At 72.4% G+C, this 19,198-nt stretch carries 20 protein-coding genes; 10 read left to right on the top strand and 10 right to left on the bottom strand.

Annotated elements, in window-relative coordinates:
- Positions 1-16: 16 nt before the first annotated feature.
- From JOF40_RS00435 to JOF40_RS00420, 4 genes are read right to left on the bottom strand one after another with little or no spacing between them, the layout of a single operon-like run.
- Positions 17-628: a hypothetical protein gene (locus JOF40_RS00435; protein ID WP_129183084.1), complete on the bottom strand. Its 612-nt coding sequence runs from the start codon at positions 626-628 to the stop codon at positions 17-19.
- Complete coding sequence (locus JOF40_RS00430; protein WP_246152810.1) at positions 625-1,968, bottom strand: MFS transporter; 1,344 nt, start codon at positions 1,966-1,968, stop codon at positions 625-627. The genes JOF40_RS00435 and JOF40_RS00430 overlap by 4 nt, the downstream gene beginning before the upstream one ends.
- A gap of 12 nt (positions 1,969-1,980) precedes the next feature.
- The gene (locus JOF40_RS00425) at positions 1,981-2,418 is read right to left on the bottom strand and encodes a hypothetical protein (protein WP_188111752.1); all 438 of its coding nucleotides are present in this window, start codon (positions 2,416-2,418) and stop codon (positions 1,981-1,983) included.
- A gap of 13 nt (positions 2,419-2,431) precedes the next feature.
- Positions 2,432-2,833, bottom strand: coding sequence for an HNH endonuclease (locus JOF40_RS00420; protein ID WP_246152811.1), 402 nt, complete (start codon positions 2,831-2,833; stop codon positions 2,432-2,434).
- 33 nt (positions 2,834-2,866) lie between these two features.
- Between JOF40_RS00420 and JOF40_RS00415 the strand changes: the two genes are divergently transcribed.
- From JOF40_RS00415 to JOF40_RS00400, 4 genes are read left to right on the top strand one after another with little or no spacing between them, the layout of a single operon-like run.
- On the top strand, positions 2,867-3,208 hold the full coding sequence (locus tag JOF40_RS00415) for a DUF2200 domain-containing protein (RefSeq protein ID WP_129183082.1): 342 nt from the start codon (positions 2,867-2,869) through the stop codon (positions 3,206-3,208).
- 30 nt (positions 3,209-3,238) lie between these two features.
- The gene (gene rnhA, locus JOF40_RS00410) at positions 3,239-3,715 is read left to right on the top strand and encodes a ribonuclease HI (RefSeq protein WP_129183080.1); all 477 of its coding nucleotides are present in this window, start codon (positions 3,239-3,241) and stop codon (positions 3,713-3,715) included.
- Positions 3,712-4,818 carry an alkaline phosphatase family protein gene (locus JOF40_RS00405; protein ID WP_188111753.1) on the top strand — a complete coding sequence of 369 codons (1,107 nt, stop codon included), beginning with the start codon at positions 3,712-3,714 and terminating at the stop codon, positions 4,816-4,818. The genes rnhA and JOF40_RS00405 overlap by 4 nt, the downstream gene beginning before the upstream one ends.
- A gap of 57 nt (positions 4,819-4,875) precedes the next feature.
- Entirely contained in the window at positions 4,876-5,058 is a 183-nt protein-coding gene (locus JOF40_RS00400) for a hypothetical protein (RefSeq protein WP_129183076.1), read from the top strand.
- 72 nt (positions 5,059-5,130) lie between these two features.
- On the opposite strand, the gene JOF40_RS00395 is transcribed toward JOF40_RS00400, so the two are convergent.
- Positions 5,131-7,266 carry a DEAD/DEAH box helicase gene (locus JOF40_RS00395; RefSeq protein WP_129183074.1) on the bottom strand — a complete coding sequence of 712 codons (2,136 nt, stop codon included), beginning with the start codon at positions 7,264-7,266 and terminating at the stop codon, positions 5,131-5,133.
- Between the two features lie 319 nt (positions 7,267-7,585).
- Complete coding sequence (locus JOF40_RS00390) at positions 7,586-8,836, bottom strand: YibE/F family protein (protein ID WP_188111754.1); 1,251 nt, start codon at positions 8,834-8,836, stop codon at positions 7,586-7,588.
- 9 nt (positions 8,837-8,845) lie between these two features.
- Between JOF40_RS00390 and JOF40_RS00385 the strand changes: the two genes are divergently transcribed.
- Both JOF40_RS00385 and JOF40_RS00380 read left to right on the top strand, forming a co-directional pair.
- Positions 8,846-9,619 (top strand): phosphotransferase, encoded by a 774-nt coding sequence (locus JOF40_RS00385; protein ID WP_246152812.1) that lies wholly within the window; start codon positions 8,846-8,848, stop codon positions 9,617-9,619.
- Entirely contained in the window at positions 9,616-10,059 is a 444-nt protein-coding gene (locus JOF40_RS00380; protein WP_129183068.1) for a cupin domain-containing protein, read from the top strand. The genes JOF40_RS00385 and JOF40_RS00380 overlap by 4 nt, the downstream gene beginning before the upstream one ends.
- Before the next feature lie 14 nt (positions 10,060-10,073).
- Here the strand turns inward: JOF40_RS00380 and JOF40_RS00375 are convergent, their stop codons facing one another.
- A complete protein-coding gene (locus tag JOF40_RS00375; protein WP_246152813.1) occupies positions 10,074-10,808 on the bottom strand; it encodes a YqjF family protein in 735 nt (244 codons plus the stop codon).
- A gap of 99 nt (positions 10,809-10,907) precedes the next feature.
- Between JOF40_RS00375 and JOF40_RS00370 the strand changes: the two genes are divergently transcribed.
- The gene (locus JOF40_RS00370; protein ID WP_129183066.1) at positions 10,908-11,771 is read left to right on the top strand and encodes a bile acid:sodium symporter family protein; all 864 of its coding nucleotides are present in this window, start codon (positions 10,908-10,910) and stop codon (positions 11,769-11,771) included.
- Here JOF40_RS00370 and JOF40_RS20110 read toward each other — a convergent pair.
- Complete coding sequence (locus JOF40_RS20110; protein ID WP_129183065.1) at positions 11,761-13,002, bottom strand: FAD-binding protein; 1,242 nt, start codon at positions 13,000-13,002, stop codon at positions 11,761-11,763. The genes JOF40_RS00370 and JOF40_RS20110 overlap by 11 nt on opposite strands.
- Before the next feature lie 59 nt (positions 13,003-13,061).
- Between JOF40_RS20110 and JOF40_RS00360 the strand changes: the two genes are divergently transcribed.
- The gene (locus JOF40_RS00360; RefSeq protein WP_129183063.1) at positions 13,062-14,009 is read left to right on the top strand and encodes an NADP-dependent oxidoreductase; all 948 of its coding nucleotides are present in this window, start codon (positions 13,062-13,064) and stop codon (positions 14,007-14,009) included.
- Between the two features lie 4 nt (positions 14,010-14,013).
- Here the strand turns inward: JOF40_RS00360 and JOF40_RS00355 are convergent, their stop codons facing one another.
- A complete protein-coding gene (locus JOF40_RS00355) occupies positions 14,014-15,585 on the bottom strand; it encodes an ABC-F family ATP-binding cassette domain-containing protein (RefSeq protein ID WP_129183061.1) in 1,572 nt (523 codons plus the stop codon).
- Positions 15,586-15,721: 136 nt separating this feature from the next.
- On the opposite strand from JOF40_RS00355, the gene JOF40_RS00350 reads away from it, so the two are divergent.
- The gene (locus tag JOF40_RS00350) at positions 15,722-16,000 is read left to right on the top strand and encodes a hypothetical protein (protein ID WP_129183060.1); all 279 of its coding nucleotides are present in this window, start codon (positions 15,722-15,724) and stop codon (positions 15,998-16,000) included.
- 66 nt (positions 16,001-16,066) lie between these two features.
- On the opposite strand, the gene JOF40_RS00345 is transcribed toward JOF40_RS00350, so the two are convergent.
- A complete protein-coding gene (locus tag JOF40_RS00345; protein WP_129183059.1) occupies positions 16,067-18,142 on the bottom strand; it encodes a S9 family peptidase in 2,076 nt (691 codons plus the stop codon).
- A 146-nt stretch (positions 18,143-18,288) separates the two neighbouring features.
- On the opposite strand from JOF40_RS00345, the gene mshB reads away from it, so the two are divergent.
- Positions 18,289-19,197 carry an N-acetyl-1-D-myo-inositol-2-amino-2-deoxy-alpha-D-glucopyranoside deacetylase gene (gene mshB, locus JOF40_RS00340; RefSeq protein ID WP_129183057.1) on the top strand — a complete coding sequence of 303 codons (909 nt, stop codon included), beginning with the start codon at positions 18,289-18,291 and terminating at the stop codon, positions 19,195-19,197.
- Position 19,198: the final 1 nt, after the last annotated feature.

The raw sequence follows: 19,198 nt of genomic DNA, 5'->3' as shown, positions 1-19,198 counted from the left end.
CGACGGTGGGGGCCTCTCACACGAGGTCGCGCACCCGCGCCTCGAGGGAGTCCTTGACGGCCTGCGTCACGGCGGGCTCGATCTGCTCGTCGATCGCGGACACGTCGTCGACGTCGCGCAGCAGCCGGCGCAGGTCGAGGCCCTCGATCGTCCGCCTCAGCACGTCATCGGTCTTGAGGGCCGCGTTGATCGCGGAGTCGGGCAGCGCCCTGACGACCCGCTCGAGCAGCGGGTTGAGGTCGGCGGAGCCGAGCACCTCGTCGACGAGGTCGGACGCGGGCGGCAGCGTGCCGTCGGCCTTCATGCGTCGCACCGCCGACAGGAGCCCGCGGCGCAGGGCACCGATCTCGGCCGCGGTGGGCTCGTCGGCCTGGGCGATGCGGAGGGTCAGGGCCTCGCGGCTGGTGCCCAGGGTGCACGCCGCGTCATCGATGCCGATCAGCACGAGCCGCTCGGTGAGCCCCTCGATGCCGTCGACCTGCGACGTGACCGGACGCTCGATGCACGCGTCGGCTGGTCGCAGCGGCTCGTAGGTGCCTCCGCCGTGTCCCAGCTGGACGCCGATCGTGCCGGCCACGAGCGCGACCGCGGCGAGGGGCAGGGCGGCGCGGCGGGCCGGCGACGTCATGACGTCCTCCTGCGCCGTGGCGCGACGACGGTCAGCAGCGCGAGGGCGGCCAGGCCGGCACCGATCAGGAACGAGTCGCGGAAGGCGCGGTTGGCGGCCCGCTCGAGCTGGTCGTCGAGGGCCCGCTCGAGCTGCGCGGCGGCCGGTCGGTCACGCGCGTCGACGTCGAGACGTGAGAAGGCTCGTGACAGGTCGGGCACCTGGCCGCGCTCGTCCGCCAGGGCCGACCCCAGCGTCTTGGCGACGGCGATCTTGCCCTGCGGCGTCAGGGGTGCGTCGATCACGAGCGCGGTGACAGCCTCCTGCGCCGGCACCTGGGCGTCGCGAAGGTCGGCTGTGAACACCGGGGTCAGCACCGCGAGCCCCACGACCACGCCGAGGTGCCGGGCCCCGATCGTCCAGCCCGCGTGCCGTGCCCGCGGCAGACGCATCTCCATGGCCTGCGACGTCAGGCGGTCGACCGTCAAACCGAGACCGAGACCCACCAGCACCTGCGGGGCGATGGTCCAGCCGAGGTGCGACGAGGGGAGGAGCGCCAGCCCGGCCAAGCCGCCGGCCACCAGGAAGCACCCGGTCGCGACCTCGACCTCCGTAGACGGGCGGAGCGGTCGGACGAGCCACGGGGCGGCGACCGCGGCGACGGCGACGACCGACACCGTGACGGCGGCGGTGGCCGGCGACCGGCCCCAGCCCTCGACCAGCAGCAGCACGAGCAGGAACAGTGCGGCCGTGAGGGCTGCCGACATCAGCGCGAGCGTCAGGTTGGCCCGCACGGCCGGACGGTGCCGGTCGGACGGGGGTGTGACCGTCGACCGCACGGCCAGTGCCGCGGGGACGGCCAGGACGGCGAACGGCACCTGCACCACGAAGATGGCCTGCCACGAGATCGCCTGCGTGAGGAGACCGCCGACGACGGGGCCCGCCGCCGTCCCGACGACCCCGGCCGTCACCCAGGTGGCGACGCCCCGTCGTTCGCCGCGCTCGGTGACCAGCTGCTCCAGGCAGCCGACGAGGGCCAGTGCGCCGCCGAGCGCCTGGACGCACCGCGCCACGATCAGCACCTCGATCGAGCCCGCGACGGCGCACCAGGCGGAGGCACCCGCGAACACCGCGATGCCGGCGGCGCTGACGACGTGCGGCCGCGCGATGCCGAGCCCGGCCGCGGCCGGCACGGCAGCGAGGCCCAGCACCAGGTTGTAGGCGATCAGCACCCACGCGACCTGCCCAACCGACGCGTCGAGGTTGAGCAGGATGTCGGGCAGTGCGAGCGTCACGACCGCCGAGTCGGCCAGCACCATCGCGACCGTGACGGCGAGGAGGACACTGACGGCACGGCGCACCCCGCCATCCTGTCAGCGCACGGGCGGCGGCGCGTCCCAGGCCGCCAGCGCCGCACCGAACGCGACGACCGTGGCGGCCAGACGCCACCGGTCAGCGGTGAGCAGCCGGGTCAGCTCACGATCGGTGCGCCCGTCGCGGCCCAGCCGGCCGTGCGACGGCGCGGCGGACGTCGCGGTCACGGCGGCTGCGACGGCGTGCCCGGCCAGAGCGACGAGCGTCCAGCCTGTGCGTGGCCCGACCGCGAGCGTCCAGAGGCAGGCCGCTGCGACGATCAGGTAGAGCGGGGCCACGAGCAACACGATCCGTCGCGAGTGGGCCGCGTGCGCGGCCGCCCAGTCGTCAGCGCGGGCCTCGGCGAGCGCCGGGTAGACGACCACCGTGACGACGGCCTGGAAGCCCAGGTGCAGCCCGCTCGCCGCGACCAGGGCGGTCGCGGGGTCGAGTGCCATGCGCGGACTGTACTCAGAAAGCGGTGGGCGTGCCGGGCGGACGATCGTCGAGCCCCATCGGGCCCGACTCGTCCGGACGGGCCAGGATCTCGCCGAGCACCTCGATCTGGCGCAGCAGGAACCTGCCCTCGTCGAGCTTCTTGCGCCGCATCCACGTCGTGACCTCGAGGTTGCACTTGCTGGCGTTGCACGAACCGCAGGCCGGGACGACGTTGGACACGGTGTAGCGGCCGCCCCGCGAGATCGGCAGCATGCAGTCCTTCTGCAGCGCCGCCCCGTCCCCGCCGCAGTACGCGCAACCGGCCCAGGCGTCCATCAACGCGTACCACTGGTCGTCGGTCAGGTCGTGCTCGACCAGCGACATGCGGCGCTTGCGGCGACGGGCGTACGTCGCGGCCTTCCTGCTCGTGGGCACCAGCCGATCGTACGGCGGCACTAGGCTGCCGGCATGCACCGGATCTTCACGACCAGCGTCGCGTCGGTCTATCCGCACTATGTCGCCAAGGTCGAGCGCAAGGGCCGCACGAAGGCCGAGCTCGACGAGGTCATCGAGTGGTTGACCGGCTTCGACCAGCAGCAGCTCGACGCCCATCTCGAGGCGGGGACGACGTTCGCCGACTTCTTCGCCGACGCGCGGCTCAACCCCCACACCGCCCTGATCACCGGCGTGGTCTGCGGCGTGCGGGTCGAGGACGTCGAGGATCCCCTGATGCAGAAGATCCGCTGGCTCGACAAGCTCGTCGACGAGCTGGCCCGCGGCAAGGCCGTGCAGAAGGTGCTGCGGGGCTGACTGGCTGACGGGCTGAGGCAGGATGGTCCGGTGAGCAACGACCCCGTGATCATCCACACCGACGGCGGCTGCACGCCCAATCCCGGACCGGGAGGATGGGGCGCGGTGCTGCGGCAGGGCGAGCACGTGCGGGAGATGTTCGGCGGGGAGCCGACGTCGACGACCAACAACCGCATGGAGCTGACGGCTCCGATCATGGCCCTCGAGGCGCTGACGCGTCCGGTCACGGTGCACCTGCATACCGACAGCACCTACGTCCGCAGTGGCATCACGCAGTGGGTCGCGGGGTGGGAGAAGAACGGTTGGCGCACCGCGTCGAAGCAGCCGGTCAAGAACGTCGACCTGTGGCAGCGGCTCAAGGCCGCGTGCGAGCGGCACGACGTGGAGTGGTTCTGGGTCAAGGGACACTCCGGCGTCCCCGACAACGAGCTGGCCGACGTCCTGGCGACCCGCGGCATGGTAGATGCGATGGGCTCCGCCTCCGGCTCGACCGGGGTGGTCACGTGAGGGCTGCCGCGCACCTGGTGGCGTTGTCGCTGTGCCTGGTGCCGGTGGCCTGCTCCTCGGCACCGCCCGATGAGCAGGGCGCTCCTGCCACGCCGCCCGCGTCCGCGACGTCCGCCCCGGCCGCTCCGAAGGCGTCCCCGTCCCCGTCTGCGTCGCAGCCTCCTGCTGACGGTGCCCCCGTCGTGCTGGCGATCTCGATCGACGGCCTCAACCCCGAGGCCCTCACGGCCCTGTCACCCGCAGAGATCCCAGCGCTGCGACGACTGATCGACCAGGGCGCGTCGACGCTGGACGCCCGCACGTCGCGCGAGCTCACGATCACGCTGCCCAACCACACCGGGATGATGACCGGCCGGCGGGTCGATGGCCCCGACGGCACATCGGTGACGTTCAACGACGACGACGGCCGCACGCTCGAGCAGGTGCACGGCAGCTACGTGCCAGGCATGTTCGACGTCGCCCACGACCACGGCGTGCGCACCGCGCTGTTCGCCGAGAAGGACAAGTTCCGCCTGCTGGTGCGCTCGTGGGACCGCAACCACGGTGCCGACGACGTCACGGGAGACGACGACGGGCGCGACAAGCTCGACGCGGCGGCGATCGGCCCTGCTGCCGACCTCGTCGACGACGTCACTGCAGCGCTGCGTGGCGACGGGGCTGGGCTGGTGTTCTGGCACCTCGCCGCACCCGACGCCGCAGGTCACGCGAACGGCTGGCTGACCCCGGCCTACCTGGCGGCCGTGCGCGAGGCCGACCGACGCATCGGTGACGTCCTGGCCGCCCTAGACGCCGATCCCGCGCTCGTCGCCCGCACGACGATCGTCCTGACGGCCGACCACGGCGGACCGGCGGGATCGCGCGACCACGGCGACGCGACGCTCGAGGCCGACTACCGGGTGCCGTTCATCGTGTGGGGTCGCACCGTGAGTGCCGGCGCCGATCTCTACGACCTCGACAGCACCCGGTCCGACCCGGGCACGGGACGCCCCGGCTACTCGGGGCCGCAGCCGGTGCGCAACCTCGATGTCGCGGCCACGTCGCTGGCGCTGCTGGGCCTGCCTCAGCTGCCGGACACGGCCGGCACGCCCGTCGTCGTCCGCTGAGGTGCGCGGGGACGCGTCCACCGCGTGAACTTCGCGTCGTCGGGGTACGCGTCGGCCATGAGCGATCCCATCACAGCCCGCAACGACACCGACGACTCCACGACCGACGAGGACGGGCAGCTCGCCAACCCCGGCCCCGTGCCGGTGGAGGCCGAGGACGCGACCGACACCGGCGAGGGTCGTCCCGGCGACCTGACGGCCGAGGCAGGCCCCGACCAGGACGAGCACCCCGACCGCTGACACCACCCCGCTGGGCCTGACGTTTCTGCAGACACGCCGACGGCGTGTTCGCAGAAACGTCAGGCCCAGCGGTCAGGCGAGGCCGGCGCGGTCCTCGAGGGCCTCGGTCAGCATCGAGATCAGCGCTTCGAGCTGCACGTCGGCCGATGAGGCGATCTCCTCGTCGGAGCCGTCGAGCGCACGTGCTGCCAGGCTGGCCTTGCTGTCGATGAGCTCGGCGATCCTGCCGTCGATCGTCTGCGCCGCGATGATGCGCCACGCGGTGACGGGCTCCTCCTGGCCGATGCGGTGCACGCGGTCGATCGCCTGGGTCTGCTCGGCATCGGTCCACGAGAGCTCGGCGAGCACGACGTTGGACGCGACCTGCAGGTTGAGCCCGACGCCGGCGGCGGTCAGCGAGCAGACCACGATCTCGACGTCCTCGTCCTCGACGAAGGCGTCGATGTTCTTCTGCCGCACCTTGGCGGTCTGGTCGCCGCGGATCGACGCGAACCGGATGCCCCGCTTCGTGAAGGTCTCCTCGGCGACGTCCATGACGTCGATGTGCTTGGCGAAGAAGACGACCTTGCCGACGTTGCGCGACAGCTGGGCCGCGTAGTCGGCGGCCAGACTCGCCTTGGCCTGACCGATGCGACGCATCATGCCGAAGACGTTCTGACCGGTCTTCTCGTCATCGGCGTCCTCGCGCTCCCAGCGGGCGACGCTGCGGACGAGCTCGTGGTCGATGCCGTCGACCGTGACGCCCGACGTGCGGTTCTCGAGCGCGGAGTCGTAGCGGGCGACCAGGCGACGGGCCAGCTCGGCCTCGGCCTCGCGGATCGACCGGCCGACGGCGTCGTCGAGCTCGACGGGCAGGTCGGCGACCCGGCGGGCCGGGATGTCGGCGGCGACGTCGACCTTGCGGCGCCGCACGATGCCCATGTTGATGACGTTGGTGCGCGCGGCCGAGTAGAAGCCCGCGTCGGCCGGCGTCAGACCGGTGTCCTCGAGGCGCTCCATGAGCTCGGCCTGCGGCTTCTTGTCGTCGATCCAGCCGAGGAACTGCCAGATCGCCCGGAAGTCCTCGATGTCGTTGATCAGGGGGGTGCCGGTCAGTGCCATCAGCAGCGGCCGGACCGTGCGGTGACGGATGCGCTCGGACAGCTCGAGCGCGTGCTTGGAGCGCTGCGACGTCCGGTTCTTGATGAAGTGGGCCTCGTCGACGACCATCCCGCGGAACCCGAACTCGCCGAGCCAGCCGGCGTGACGGTCGAGCACCTCGTAGTTGACGATCACGATGTCGGCGAATCCGTCGATCGTGTCGCCGTCGCCGTGGATCACGGTGGCCTTGCGGCTCGGCGTCCAGATCTCGGCCTCGCGTGCCCAGTTGGTCTTGACCACGTTGGGAACGACCACGAGCAGCGGGTACGCGTCGGCGGCGTGCGCGGCGAGCAGGGCCTGTGCGGTCTTGCCGAGACCCGGCTCGTCGGCGAGCAGGAACGTGCGGTGACCCTCGGCGGCCGCGCCGACGACCTGCGCCTGGTGGGGCATGAGCTCGAGGCCACCCGGCGTCATCAGGAACCCCGGCGGGGGCAGGGGCATGCACGACGACGAGCCGCCGTACTCGAAGGCGCGGAACAACGGCCCGAGCAGCTCCCACGTCGACAGGCGGCGGGGGCTCGCGGGACGCTGCTCGACGGCCGAGAAGTCGGGGGCCAGGAACGGGTTGGCGAGCTGGCGGGCGACGACCGACTGCGGGACGACCCGTCGCTCCGTGACGACGACCGGCGCGCTGCCGGACGTGTCGTCGGTGGGTGCCTCGATGCCGGCGGCCTGCAGCATCTCGCTGCGCAGGGTGTCGGCGGCATCGGTGAAGACGGCGTTCTCGTCGAGCAGGGGGTAGACCGTGGGATCGAGGGCGACGGTCTGCGCGAGGATCTGCGCGACGCCGTCGAGCCGCTTGAGCTGCTCGGCCCGGTGGGCCTCCGGGGCGTCCTTGTCGTTCTTGACGCGGGTGCGCTCCTCGCGCACCAGCACCGCGACGACCTGGAACTTGGTGCGACCGGCGGGGGTCAGCGGACCGCGCTGCGCCTTCGCCTCGACCTCGCGGACGGCGCGGGCGAGCACGCGGATGATGTCGCCCTTCTCGAGCGGTCGCTGCCCGGCACCCCGCTGCTGCCGGGGGGCGGTGCGGGTCGTGCCGGACTGGCGCTGGCCTCGTCGAGCCAAGAGATCCTCCTGTGGCGTGCCGGGCAGACCCGGCGGTACGGCGGCACCGGGCCTGCTCGCGGACCGTGACGCGGGACGCGCCGGACCTCGTGACCGGTGCGCCACCCGTGTCGACCGCCGGGAATTCTGCGTCCGGCGGCGTCGGTCGTGCGGGGAGCCTGGGGAACGGCTTCGCACGACGGCCCTCGAGCAGTCATCGTCCCTCGGGGAGACGCTGCGGGTCGGTGTGACCACCATGCTACCCCCGGCCCGACGCGCGTGCCGGCGAACCTCGCCAGAACGTGGCGTGGCGCTCAGCGCGAACCGGCCGGCCGTGCGCTCAGCCGCCGACGGGCCCGGCGTGGCTGCCGCCCGACCGTCGCGGCGCGGGCTCGACCGGCTCGTCGACCCGCGGCGGCGCCAGCCACACCGCGAAGAGGGTCGTGATCGGCACGGCCAGCACCAGGCCGATGGCCCCCACCAGGGTGCGGACGATCTCCTGGCCGATCTCCTCGGTCGTGGCGAGATCGGCCAGACCACGCTGGTAGGCCGTCGCGAGCAGCAGGATCGTCATCGCCGAGCCTGCGTACGCGAACACGAGCGTGTAGACGCTCGACGCGATGTGGTCGCGGCCGATCCGCATCGCCGACGTGAACAGCTCGCGTCCCCGGGCGGCGGGCTTGAGCGCCCGCATCTCCCACACCGCGCTGGCCTGCGTGACCGTCACGTCGTTGAGCACGCCGAGCCCGGCGATGACCATGGTGCCCGCGACGATCGCCGACAGCGAGATGTCGGGCACCGTGGCGATGAGCCGCTGGTCGTCCTCGGACCCGACACCGCTCAGCTGAGCCCAGCCCGTCGCGGCGAGCCCGATCGCCGCCGTCATCGCGATGCCCACCAGCGTCCCGAACAACGCCGACGTGGTGCGGATCGAGATGCCGTGCGCCAGGTAGAGGACGACGATCATGATGACGGTCGACCCGACGACCGCGACGGCCAGTGGCGACTCCCCGGCCAGGAACGCGGGGAGCATGAACTTGGTGACGGCCAGCAGCGTCACGCCGATGCCGACCAGGGCGAACAGGCCCCGCCAGCGGGCGATCGCGACGACCAGGACGGCGAAGATCGCGGCCAGCGCCGTGAGCGGCACGCCGCGGCGGAAGTCGAGGAACTCGTACGACGCCTCCTGACCCGCGGGCTGGATGCGCACGACCGTGATCTTGTCGCCGACGTCGATGCCGGCCTTGTAGCGGGACGCGTCGAGGTCGAACGTGCCGGTGCCGCCAGGGACGTCGGCGCTGATGTGGGCACAGTCGCCCGCGACCTCGACCGTGCCGTCGGGGCCCTCGCCGCCGCTGTTGCACCCGAACGGCACGACCTTGGTGACGGTGGCGTCGACGGTGCTGACGCCGTCGGCCCCGTAGGGGTTCTGGTCCTTCGGCACGTCGCTGGCGTTGGGCCACAGCAGGACCATCGCGACGATGGCCACGGCCGAGATCGTCATGACGACCATCGAGAGCACGACCGCGAGCCCGCGCCTCGGTGGACCGTCGGCCGCGGGGGAGTGCGAGTGCGAATGCGAATGTGCCACGATGACAGCGTGCCAGAGCCGCGTGAATCCATCGTGGAAGAGGTGGAGGAGCTGCCCGGCGCGGTGGGCGGAGCCACCCGCGTGGGACGCACGGTGCGCCGTCCGACGGGCCCCTGGACGCCTGCCGTCCATGAGCTGCTGACGTTCCTGCACGACAACGACCTGCGTGGGGTGCCGGCGCTGCACGGCTTCGACGACCAGGGGCGCGAGGTGCTCGAGCACGTCGAGGGTCGCGGCGTCCCCGTCGACCGGGAGGTCGTGCTCGACACCGTGCTCGAGGAGGCCGTCACGTGGCTGCGCGACTTCCACGACGTCGTCGAGGGGTTCCGTCCGTCGGGCAGCCGGGTGTGGAGGGGTGCCGGCGAGGTCGAGCTCGGCGACGGCGAGGTCATCTGCCACCACGACCCCGGCGCGTACAACTGGATCATCCAGAGCGGTCACTTCGTCGCGATGATCGACTGGGACATGGCGGGGCCGGGGCAGGCCATCGACGACCTCGCGTTCATGGCGTGGACGGCGCTGCCGCTGTACCGCGAGATCCCCGTCGCCGACGTCGTCCGCCGCCTCGACATCCTGGTCGACGCCTACGGCGAGTGGGGCCCGATGACGGTGCTCGACGCCGTCGTGCGGCGCATGTCGACCGCGGCCGACCGCATCGAGGCGGGTCAGGCCCGGGGCGACGTGGGGTTCCTCAACCTCGGCAGGCTCGGCGAGCCGCAGCGCACGCGTGACCGGGTCGAGGCATTCCGTGCGCGGCTGCCCGAGATCGAGGCCGCCCTGTGACATCGCGCCCGGGGACACCTCGCCCGGCCATCGCCGCCCGGCTCGACCTCTCGCCGCATCCCGAGGGCGGCTGGTACCGGCGCACGTGGGCGTCGCCGGTCGACGTGACGCTTGCCGACGGCCGGATGCGCCCGACCGCGACGATGATCCTGTTCCTGCTGCCCGCGGGGGAGGCGTCGGCGTGGCACCGTGTCGCGTCGGACGAGATCTGGGTCGCCCAGCTGGGTGCCGTGCGGCTCCAGCTCGGCGGCACGGGCGACCGTCCGGGCGACGGCGAGACGCTTGTCGTGGGGCTCGACCTCGAAGCCGGTCAGCGTCCGCAGGCGGTCGTCCCCGCCGGGACGTGGCAGCGGACCGTCCCGTCCGCCGCAGATGCACTGGTCACCTGCACGGTCTCGCCGGGCTTCGACTTCGACGATTTCGAGCTCGACCGGGGCTGATCAGCCCGTACGAGTCAGGCCCGTACGAGCTGGGGCATCCCGAACGCGGTCCGCACGCCGTCCGAGTGCAGCACCGAGTCGGGCTCGCGGTCGACGAGCCCGGGCAGCCCCGCCGCCGCGACGAGGTCGTCGCCGAGCCGGTCGAGCGTCGCGCGGCGCAGCGGCCACGGCTCGTGGTGGTTGGGGATCCACAGGGTGCGGCCCATCCAGCGCGTGTGCAGCCCGAAGCGGGCGGTGACGAACTGCTCGACGGGCGACGGGTCGGGGATCGGCTCCGCGGCGGTCACCCGCATCGTGCCGCCGGCACCGACCGGGCGGGGCCAGCGGCGGCGCGTCGTGTACTCGAGCGTGTCGCCGTCCTGCTCGATGCGCATGCGGGCCCAGGTGTACGGCGTCGCGAAGGCCAGCCGGGCTCCCAGGGCGACCACGAGCCGGGTCGTCTCCAGCGAGCGGAACACGACGCCGTGGCGGCCCTCGGCGTCGACCGAGTAGAGCCGCACGTTGGTCTCGGCGAAGTCGCCGAAGAACGGCACCGCCGGGCCCCGGCCGAAGCCTGCGTGCCGCATGTCGAACGGGATCAGCCCGACGTAGGTGACGCCGTCGAGCACGTCCGGCCGCGTTCGCGCAGGCAGCAGCGGGGCGACGAGCTCGGGGTCGACCGCCCAGTGGACGAAGCTGATGCGGTTCCAGTCCTGCTGCATGATGCGGGCACCCCGAAGAGGGGCAGGCTCTGGATTGAACGTGTTCACTTCTTGAGTATGGGCGGTCCGGGCCGATCCGGCCCGACGAGGGGACGCCGAGCACGTCACAGGTCGACGTGTGACGCGGGTCACCCCTAGGGTGTCGTGATGGACTCCGCACTCACGACTGTCGGACTGCCGTTGGCCCTCGGCATCATCATGTTCGGGCTGGGCCTGTCGCTGACCCTCGACGACTTCCGCCGCGTGCGCGAGCAGCCGCGCGCCGTCGTCATCGCCCTGGCGTGCCAGCTGCTCCTGCTGCCGGCCGTCGCGTTCGGGATCGTCGTGGCACTCGACCTGCCGCCCCTGCTGGGCATCGGCCTGATGCTGCTCGCAGCCTCGCCGGGAGGCACCAGCGCCAACCTGTTCAGTCACCTCTTCCACGGCGACGTCGCCCTCAACGTCACGCTGACCGCGATCAACTCGGTCGTCGCGATCGTGACGCTGCCGCTCATCACGAACCTCACGATCGCCCACTTCGACCGGCAGGACTCCGTCGACCTGCAGCTCGGCAAGGTCGTCGAGGTGTTCGCCGTGGTGCTGGTGCCCGTCGTGCTCGGCATGCTCGTGCGGGCGCGCAGACCGGGTGTGGCGGAGCGGGCAGACAAGCCCGTGCGCGTCGGGTCGGCCGTCATCCTGGCGGTGCTCGTCCTCGGCATCATCGTCGACCAACGCGACAAGATCGGCGAGTACCTCGGCGACGTCGGGGTGGCGACCGCCCTGTTCTGCGCCATCAGCCTCGTGGTCGGGTACGTCGTGCCCAAGGCGCTCGGGGTCACGGAGGGGCAGGCGATCGCCTCGTCGATGGAGATCGGCGTGCACAACGGCACCTTGGCGATCTACGTCGCGGTCGAGGTCCTCGACGTCACGGAGATCTCCGTGCCGGCCGCGGTGTACTCCGTGTTCATGTTCGTCTTCGCCGCGGTGTGGGGCTCGATCCTGTCGCGCCGTGTCAGTCGGGTCAGCGCGTGAGCCAGCGGTCGGTCAGCTCGTTGGCGAACACCCCGTCCGGGTCGCGCCGTCCGACGAGGGCCGCGAACTCGGGCAGTCGGGGATAGGCCGCCAGCAGCCGCTCGGGCGTCGTCTCGAACACCTTGCCCCAGTGGGGGCGGGCCGCGAACGGTGCGAGGGCGTCGTCGAGCACGGGCAGGAACTGCTCGACCCGGGGCACGTCCATGCGCCACGTGAAGTGCAGCGCGACGCAGTCGACGTCGTGGCTGGGGCTGAGCCACAGGCCGTCGGCCGCGATCGTGCGGATCTCCGCGACCAGCAGGATCGGCTCGAGGCGGTCGTGCAGCCCGCGCACCGCGCGGATGGCGTCGAGCGCCGACGACCGCGGCACGAGGTACTCGGTCTGCAGCTCGTCGCCGTCGCTCGGCGTGTACTCGAGCCGGAAGTGCGGCAGCCGGTCCCACCACGGACCGGGCACTCCCAGCTGGCGCGTCGTCGCCCCCGGGTCGACGCCCGGGAGCGGGTGCAGCTCCCGGGTCGCCAGCCGCGCGCCGAGCAGCTCGGTGACGGGTCCGTCGTCGACGCGTGACTTGGTCCAGACCTGGTGCGGGCCGCGGTCGCTCCAGTCGGTGAACATGCTGACGCTGTAGGCGCTCGACGTGATCGCGTCGAAGCTCGTCTCGACGTCCGACCACGGCAGGTGCTCAAACAGGTCCTGGCGCACCTCGAACGTCGGCACGGCGTCGATCGTCACCTGGGTCACGATGCCGAGCCGTCCCAGCGACACCACGGCACCCTCGAAGTCGGGGTCGCCGCGGCGGATGTCGTGCAGCTCGCCGTCGGCGCCGACGAGACGGACGCCCGCGACCGCGCCGGCGAGGCTCACGTTGCCGTCGCCCGATCCGTGGGTGCCGGTCGCGATCGCACCGGCGACGGAGATGTGGGGGAGCGAGGCCAGGTTGGGGACGGCCCAGCCCGCGGCGTCGAGCCGGTCGACCAGCTCGCCGTAGCGCAGCCCGGCGGAGACCGTGACGGTCCGCGACAGCTCGTCGACGTCGACCGTGGAGGGCAGCCCCGCGACCGAGACCTGCGCGGCGTCGGTGTCGGCGATGCGGTTGAACGAGTGGCGGGAGCCTACGGCGCGCAGCCGGTTCGCGTCGCGGACGATCTGCTGCAGCTGCTCGACGCTCGTCGGCGTGTGGAGAGTCGTCGCGCCGTAGGTGAGGTTGCCTGCCCAGTTGGTGGTGGTCACCTCCCCAGTGTGCGCGCCAGGGGGTGACTCCCGCTTGCCACGCGCGGTTGACTGGGGTCATGACGGCACTGCACGCACGACGATGGGCGGCACACGAGCTGGGCGGGCCGGACGTCTGGCGGCTCGACGACCACGAGGTTCCCGCACCGGGCCCGGGCGAGGTGACGATCGAGGTGCGGGCGGCGGGCATGAATCCCGCCGACGTCAAGCACGTCGCGGCCGGCACCGACGCGTCCCGGCTGCCCGTCGCGATCGGCTACGAGGTCGCCGGGGTCGTATCGGCGGTCGGGCCGGGCACCCGGATCGCCACGGGTCCGGTCGAGGTCGGCGACGAGGTGCTCGCGTTCCGCATCGCTGGCGGCTACGCCACGGCCGTGACGGTGCGGGCCTCCGACGTGTTCGCGAAGCCGGCGCGTCTGGGGTTCGCCGAGGCCGCGAACCTGCTGCTCGCCGGCACGACGGCGCTCGACATGCTGCGCGCCGCGCACGTCGTGGCGGGCGACACGATCCTGTTGCACGGGGCGTCGGGTGCCGTCGGGGTCAGCGTCCTGCAGCAGGCCCGCCTGCTCGGGGTCACGGTCGTCGGCACGGCCAGCCCCGGACGGTTCGACGTCGTCGGCCGATTCGGAGGCGTGCCCGTGGCCCACGGCGACGGACTCGAGGAGCGGGTGCGTGATGCCGTGCCCGGCGGCCTCGACGCGGCCCTCGACGCGGCAGGCGCCGACGAGGCCGTCGACGTGTCCCTCGCGCTCGTGGCCGATCGGGGCCGCATCGTCACGATCGCCGCGAAGCCCCGCGCCCAGCGTGACGGGTTCACGGCCCTGGCGGGGTCGAACCCGGACAGTGCGCGCTACCGCGACAGCGTCCGGGCCAGGCTCGTCGAGCTGGCCGGCAGCGGCGAGCTCGTCGTGCCGGTGGCGCGCACCTACGCCCTGGACGACGCGCGGGCCGCCGCCGCCGAGCTGATGGGCGGCCACCCCGGCGGCAAGCTGGCGCTCGTCCCGTAGCCCGTCACACCTCGACGCGCCGGTCGAGCTCGAGGTCGTCGAGGAAGTGCTCGTCGTGGCTCACGACGACCAGCGCGCCCCGGTACGACCTGAGCGCCTCGACGAGGTGGCGGACGCTCGGCAGGTCGAGATGGTTGGTGGGCTCGTCGAGCAGCAGCAGCTGCGGGGCGGGGTCGGCCAGCAGCAGGCACGCCAGTGTCGCCCGCAGCCGCTCACCGCCCGACAGCGTCGACGCGAGCTGGTCGGCGGCCCTGCCCCGGAACAGGAATCGCGCGAGCCGCGACCTGCGCTCGGTCTCGGTCGCCTCGGGGGCGATCCGTGCGATGTTCTCGGCGACCGTCAGCGCGTCGTCGAGCACGTCCATCCGCTGCGGCAGGTAGCGGAGCGGCACCGCCACCGAGGCCGCGCCCGCTGCCGGCTCGGCCAGCCCGGCCACGGTGCGCAGCAGCGACGTCTTGCCGCTCCCGTTCGGGCCCGTGAGCCCGATGCGCTCGGGCCCGCGCACGTCGAGATCGAGCACGGCCCGTCCGTGCGTCGCACGCAGCCCCTCGGCCACCAGCACGACCCGGCCGGGCGGCACCGCCGTGCCGGGCAGGTCGACCCGGATCTCGCGGTCGTCCCGCACCCGGCCCTCCGCCTCGTCGAGGTGGTGTCCCGCCGCGTCGAGCCGGTCCTCGTGCAGACCCGTCAGCTTGCCGGCCGACACCTCCGCTCGCCGCTTGTAGTTGCCCATCGCGATCTTCGGCATCCGCTTCTCGGCCCACGCCTTCTCACCCACCTTGCGTCGGTGGGCGAGCTTGGTCTGCGACTCGACCAGATCGCGCTTCTGCGCGCGAAGGTCGGACTCGGCGTTGCGCACGGCACGCCGTGCGGCCTCCTGCTCGACCGAGACGGCGGCCTCGTAGTCGTCGTACGGGCCGCCGTACCAGGTCACCTGACCGTCACGCAGCTCGGCGATGTCGTCCATCGTGTTGAGCAGCTCGCGGTCGTGGCTGACGACGAGCAACGTCCCGCGCCAGCCGGCGACGACGTCGACGAGTCGCCCGCGGGCCGATCGGTCGAGGTTGTTGGAGGGTTCGTCGAGCAGCAGGACCGACGGGCGACGCAACAGCAGCGCGACCAGCGACAGCAGGACGAGCTCGCCGCCCGAGACGCTGCCGACCGTCCGGTCGAGGCCCAAGTGGCTCAGCCCCAGGCGCGACAGCTCCGCCTCCGTGCGCTCGGCGACGTCCCAGTCGTCGCCGATGAGGTCGAAGTCGTCGTCGCGGACGTCGCCGTCCGCCATGCGTCCCAACGCCGCGAGGATCGGGCCGACACCGAGCACGTCGGCGACCGTGCGGTCGGGGTCGACGCCGGGGTCCTGACGGAGGAGTGCGACGTCGGCCGGAGCCGTGACCGTGCCGGACCCCGGTGCCAGCTCACCGGCCGCGAGCCTCAGCAGGGTCGACTTGCCGCACCCGTTGGGGCCGACCAGGCCGTGTCGGCCGGGTCCGACGGCTAGGTCGAGGCCGTCGACGACGGTCGAGCCGTCGGGCCAGGAGAAGGTGACGTGGTTGAACGAGAGAGATGCACGCATCGGATGCTCCATGGGGTCGAGCTGGTCGCTCGCACCGTCGTCGTCGACGGGTGCGGGCGGGGGCGGACCTCAGAGCTTCAACGGACTGGTGACCTCGTTCTCGGGGATGCGATCGAGACCATCATACGATCTGACCGTGACCACGATCCACTTCGACGAGCGAGACGACGCCGACGAGCTCATCGGTGCCCTGGAGGCCGAGGGATACGTGACGACGCTGACCCGTGAGGCCTTCGCGGGCGAGGAGGACTGGGACGACCGGGCGTGGGTGCTGCTGGTCGAGCCGTTCGACGACCGTGTGGTGGAGATGGTCGACGTCTACGGGGGCTGGACGCTGGGCGACGACCGCCCGGCGTCCGAGCCCCCACCCCTGCCCGACGGACCCAAACGTCTCAAGAACTCCCGCGATCTGTGACGTCCACGGCGTCAGGGGCGGTCGATGACGCCGTGGACGTCACGGATCGCGGACGGCGTGGAGCCGTCAGGCCAGGTGCTCCTTCAGGAACTGCACCTGCAGCAGCTTGAGGTTCTCGGCGACGACCTCCTGCGGGGTCATGTGCGTGACGCCCGACAGCGGCAGCACCGTGTGGGGGCGGCCTGCGGCGAGCAGGGCGGACGACAGCCGCAGCGTGTGGGCCGCGACGACGTTGTCGTCGGCGAGACCGTGGATCAGCATCAGGGGCCGCTCCAGCAGGGGTGCCATGGGGATCAGCGAGTTGCGGTCGTAGACCTCCGGCTGCTGCGCCGGATCGCCGAGGTAGCGCTCGGTGTAGCAGGTGTCGTAGAGCCGCCACTCCGTCACGGGGGCACCGGCCACGGCGACGTGGAAGACGTCCGGACGCTTGAGCACGGCCAGCGCCGAGAGGTAGCCGCCGTACGACCAGCCCGTGATGCCGACCCGTGAGATGTCGACGTCGTCGGGATAGGCCTCGGCCACCGCCGCCAGCGCCGTGACCTGGTCGTCGAGCGTCACGCCGGCGAAGTCCTCGTGCACCAGGCGCTCCCAGGCCGGGCCGCGACCGGGCGTGCCCCGGCCGTCGGCGACGACGACGCAGAAGCCCTGGTCGGCGAGCCACTGGGCCTCGAGGAACGCGCGCGCCGACGACAGCACGCGCTGAGCGTGCGGGCCGCCGTAGGGATCCATCAGCACGGGGAGCCGCACGGAACCTGGTTGGTGGTCGCGCGGGAAGAGCACCGCCGTGCGGATGCCGATCTCGCCGGCCTCGAGCATCGTCACGCGGGGCTCGAGCGGGGCCGGCTCGGACACGACGCCGACCGAGGTGGGGTCGGCACCGTCGCGGTGCACCGTGACGGTCGTGCCCACGACGTCGAGGCCCGACCGGGAGATGACCGTGGTCGGCCCGCCCACGACCGCCCCGTGCACGGCTGCACCCTCGGTGAGCGGTGTCACCGAGCCGTCGAAGCCGAGTCGCACGACCTGCACCTGCGTGGGGTCGTCGGACGCGGTCGCGATGACGCAGTCGTCGAACGTCTCGACGATCGACCGCACCTGCCAGGTGGGCGGCGTCACCGGAGCCTCGTCGACGACGACCTGCCACGCATCGCCGGCCTCGACCGTGACGAGCCGGCCGGCGGGCGTCCACCGGGGTGCGGACGTCAGCTCGACCCAGGTGTCGGACGCGAGCGTGCGCAGCACCGACGTCGCACCCGTCGTCACGTCGACCGAGAGCACCTGCGACCGCTTCTGGTCGCGGCTCAGCACCTGCAGCAGCGGCGCACCGTGGCGCGTCCACGTGACGCGTCCGAGGTACTCGAATCCGTCCCGGTCCCAGACGATCTCGGTGCGGGAGCCGTCGAGGCCGACGTGCCACAGCGTCACCTCGGCATTGGGCGTCCCGGCGGCAGGGTAGCGCTGCGACACGGGCTGCCGCTCGGGGTGCTCGGGATCGGCGACGTGCCACGTCTGCACGGGTGCGTCGTCGAAGCGCTCGACCAGCAGCGACGTGCCGTCGGGCGACCACCAGAAGCCGCGGTGACGATCCATCTCCTCGGCGGCGATGAACTCGGCCTGTCCCCACACCTCGGTGTCGGTCTGCGGAGACACCAGGGCGCGCTCGCCGGATCCGTCGACGCCGACGACCCGCAGCGAACCGCCCGAGGCGTAGGCGACGTGACGGCCGGTCGGGTCGAGGCGCGGGTCGATCACCGCGCCGACGCTGGGCAGTGCCGAGACGGCACCTGCCCCGAGGTGGACGGCCCAGAGCGCGCCCGACAGCGCGAAGCACGCCCAGCGCCCCGTCGCGTCGACGTCGTAGCCGACGAGCCCGGCAGCCGACTCGCGGCTCCGCTCGCGTCGTGAGCGCTCCTCGGCGGACAGCTGCTCACCGGCGTCGCCCAGCAGCTCGGCCGGATCGACCAGGACGGTCTCGCGGCCGGTGGCGACGTCGTGCTCCCACAGCTGTCCGGTGCGCGTCACGCCGTCGTGCGTGCGGATGAAGCGCACGGTCGCACCGTCCGGCGACACCGTGACGTTGCGGGGGATGCCGAGCGTGAAGCGCAGCGTGCGGGCGGCCAGCCGGGGGTACGAGACGGTCATGGCACGAGTCAATCACGCGCGCCGGCGCGACCTGCGGACTCGTCCGCGGCCGCCCTCCTCCCCGGAGACGTCGACTGCCCCGGCGAGGCCACGGTCTCACCCGCTCGAAGCGCACGGCGAACTGAGCGGTCAGTAGCCTTGCCCCCATGACCTCACCTGCTCGTCGTCTCCTCCTCGTCCACGCCCACCCGGACGACGAGTCGCTCGGTAACGGGGTGACGATGGCCAAGTACGTCGCCGAGGGTGCGTCGGTGACGCTCGTGACGTGCACCCTGGGCGAGATGGGCGAGATCCTGGTGCCAGAGCTCGAGCATCTCGCTGCCGACCGCGACGACCGGCTCGGCCAGCACCGCGAGGGCGAGCTGGCCGAGGCGATGGCCGAGCTCGGCGTGACCGACCACCGCCTGCTCGGAGGTGCCGGTCGGTTCCGCGACTCCGGCATGAAGTGGGACGACAACGGCCACGCGACGGCCGCCGACGTGATCCACGACAACGCCTTCTGGCACGCCGATCTGCTGGAGGCCACGACCGAGCTGGTCGCGGTCATCCGCGAAGTGCGCCCGCAGGTGCTCGTGACGTACGACGACTTCGGCGGCTACGGACACCCCGACCACGTGCAGGCCCACCGGGTCGCGCACTACGCCGCGGCCCTCGCGGCCGCCCGGTCGTTCCGCCCCGACCTCGGGGCTGCCTGGGACGTCGCCAAGATCTACTGGTCCGCGATGTCGGCGTCGCGCTTCCGCGACGGTCTGAGGGCCATCCGCGCCACGGGCGACACCACGACGTTCGAGGGCATGGACCCCGACAACCTGCCGCCGTTCGTCGTCGAGGACGAGTACCTCGACGCGGTCGTCGAGGCACCTGAGCACGTCCAGGCCAAGCTCGCCGCGATGAAGGCGCACCGCAGCCAGATCACCGAGGACGGCACGTTCTTCGCCGGGGGCATGGACATGGCGGCCGTGGTCTGGGGCAGCGAGTTCTACCGCCTCGTCAAGGGGGTCCGTGGCCCGGTGGGTGCCAGCGGGCTCGAGGAAGACCTGTTCGCAGGGCTGTAGG

The organism is Aeromicrobium fastidiosum, from assembly GCF_017876595.1.
Taxonomy (GTDB): domain Bacteria; phylum Actinomycetota; class Actinomycetes; order Propionibacteriales; family Nocardioidaceae; genus Aeromicrobium; species Aeromicrobium fastidiosum.
Note: the sequence above shows the minus strand (reverse complement) of the source record. Positions and strands in the feature narration are given on the sequence as shown.

Coding starts and splice junctions, on each gene's coding strand:
- mshB (WP_129183057.1), top strand. CDS start 18,289: ATGACCTCACCTGCTCGTCGTCTCCTCCTCGTCCACGCCCACCCGGAC.
- JOF40_RS00360 (WP_129183063.1), top strand. CDS start 13,062: ATGACGGCACTGCACGCACGACGATGGGCGGCACACGAGCTGGGCGGG.
- JOF40_RS00425 (WP_188111752.1), bottom strand. CDS start 2,418: ATGGCACTCGACCCCGCGACCGCCCTGGTCGCGGCGAGCGGGCTGCAC.
- JOF40_RS00345 (WP_129183059.1), bottom strand. CDS start 18,142: ATGACCGTCTCGTACCCCCGGCTGGCCGCCCGCACGCTGCGCTTCACG.
- JOF40_RS00355 (WP_129183061.1), bottom strand. CDS start 15,585: ATGCGTGCATCTCTCTCGTTCAACCACGTCACCTTCTCCTGGCCCGAC.
- JOF40_RS00370 (WP_129183066.1), top strand. CDS start 10,908: ATGGACTCCGCACTCACGACTGTCGGACTGCCGTTGGCCCTCGGCATC.
- JOF40_RS00400 (WP_129183076.1), top strand. CDS start 4,876: ATGAGCGATCCCATCACAGCCCGCAACGACACCGACGACTCCACGACC.
- JOF40_RS00435 (WP_129183084.1), bottom strand. CDS start 628: ATGACGTCGCCGGCCCGCCGCGCCGCCCTGCCCCTCGCCGCGGTCGCG.
- JOF40_RS00415 (WP_129183082.1), top strand. CDS start 2,867: ATGCACCGGATCTTCACGACCAGCGTCGCGTCGGTCTATCCGCACTAT.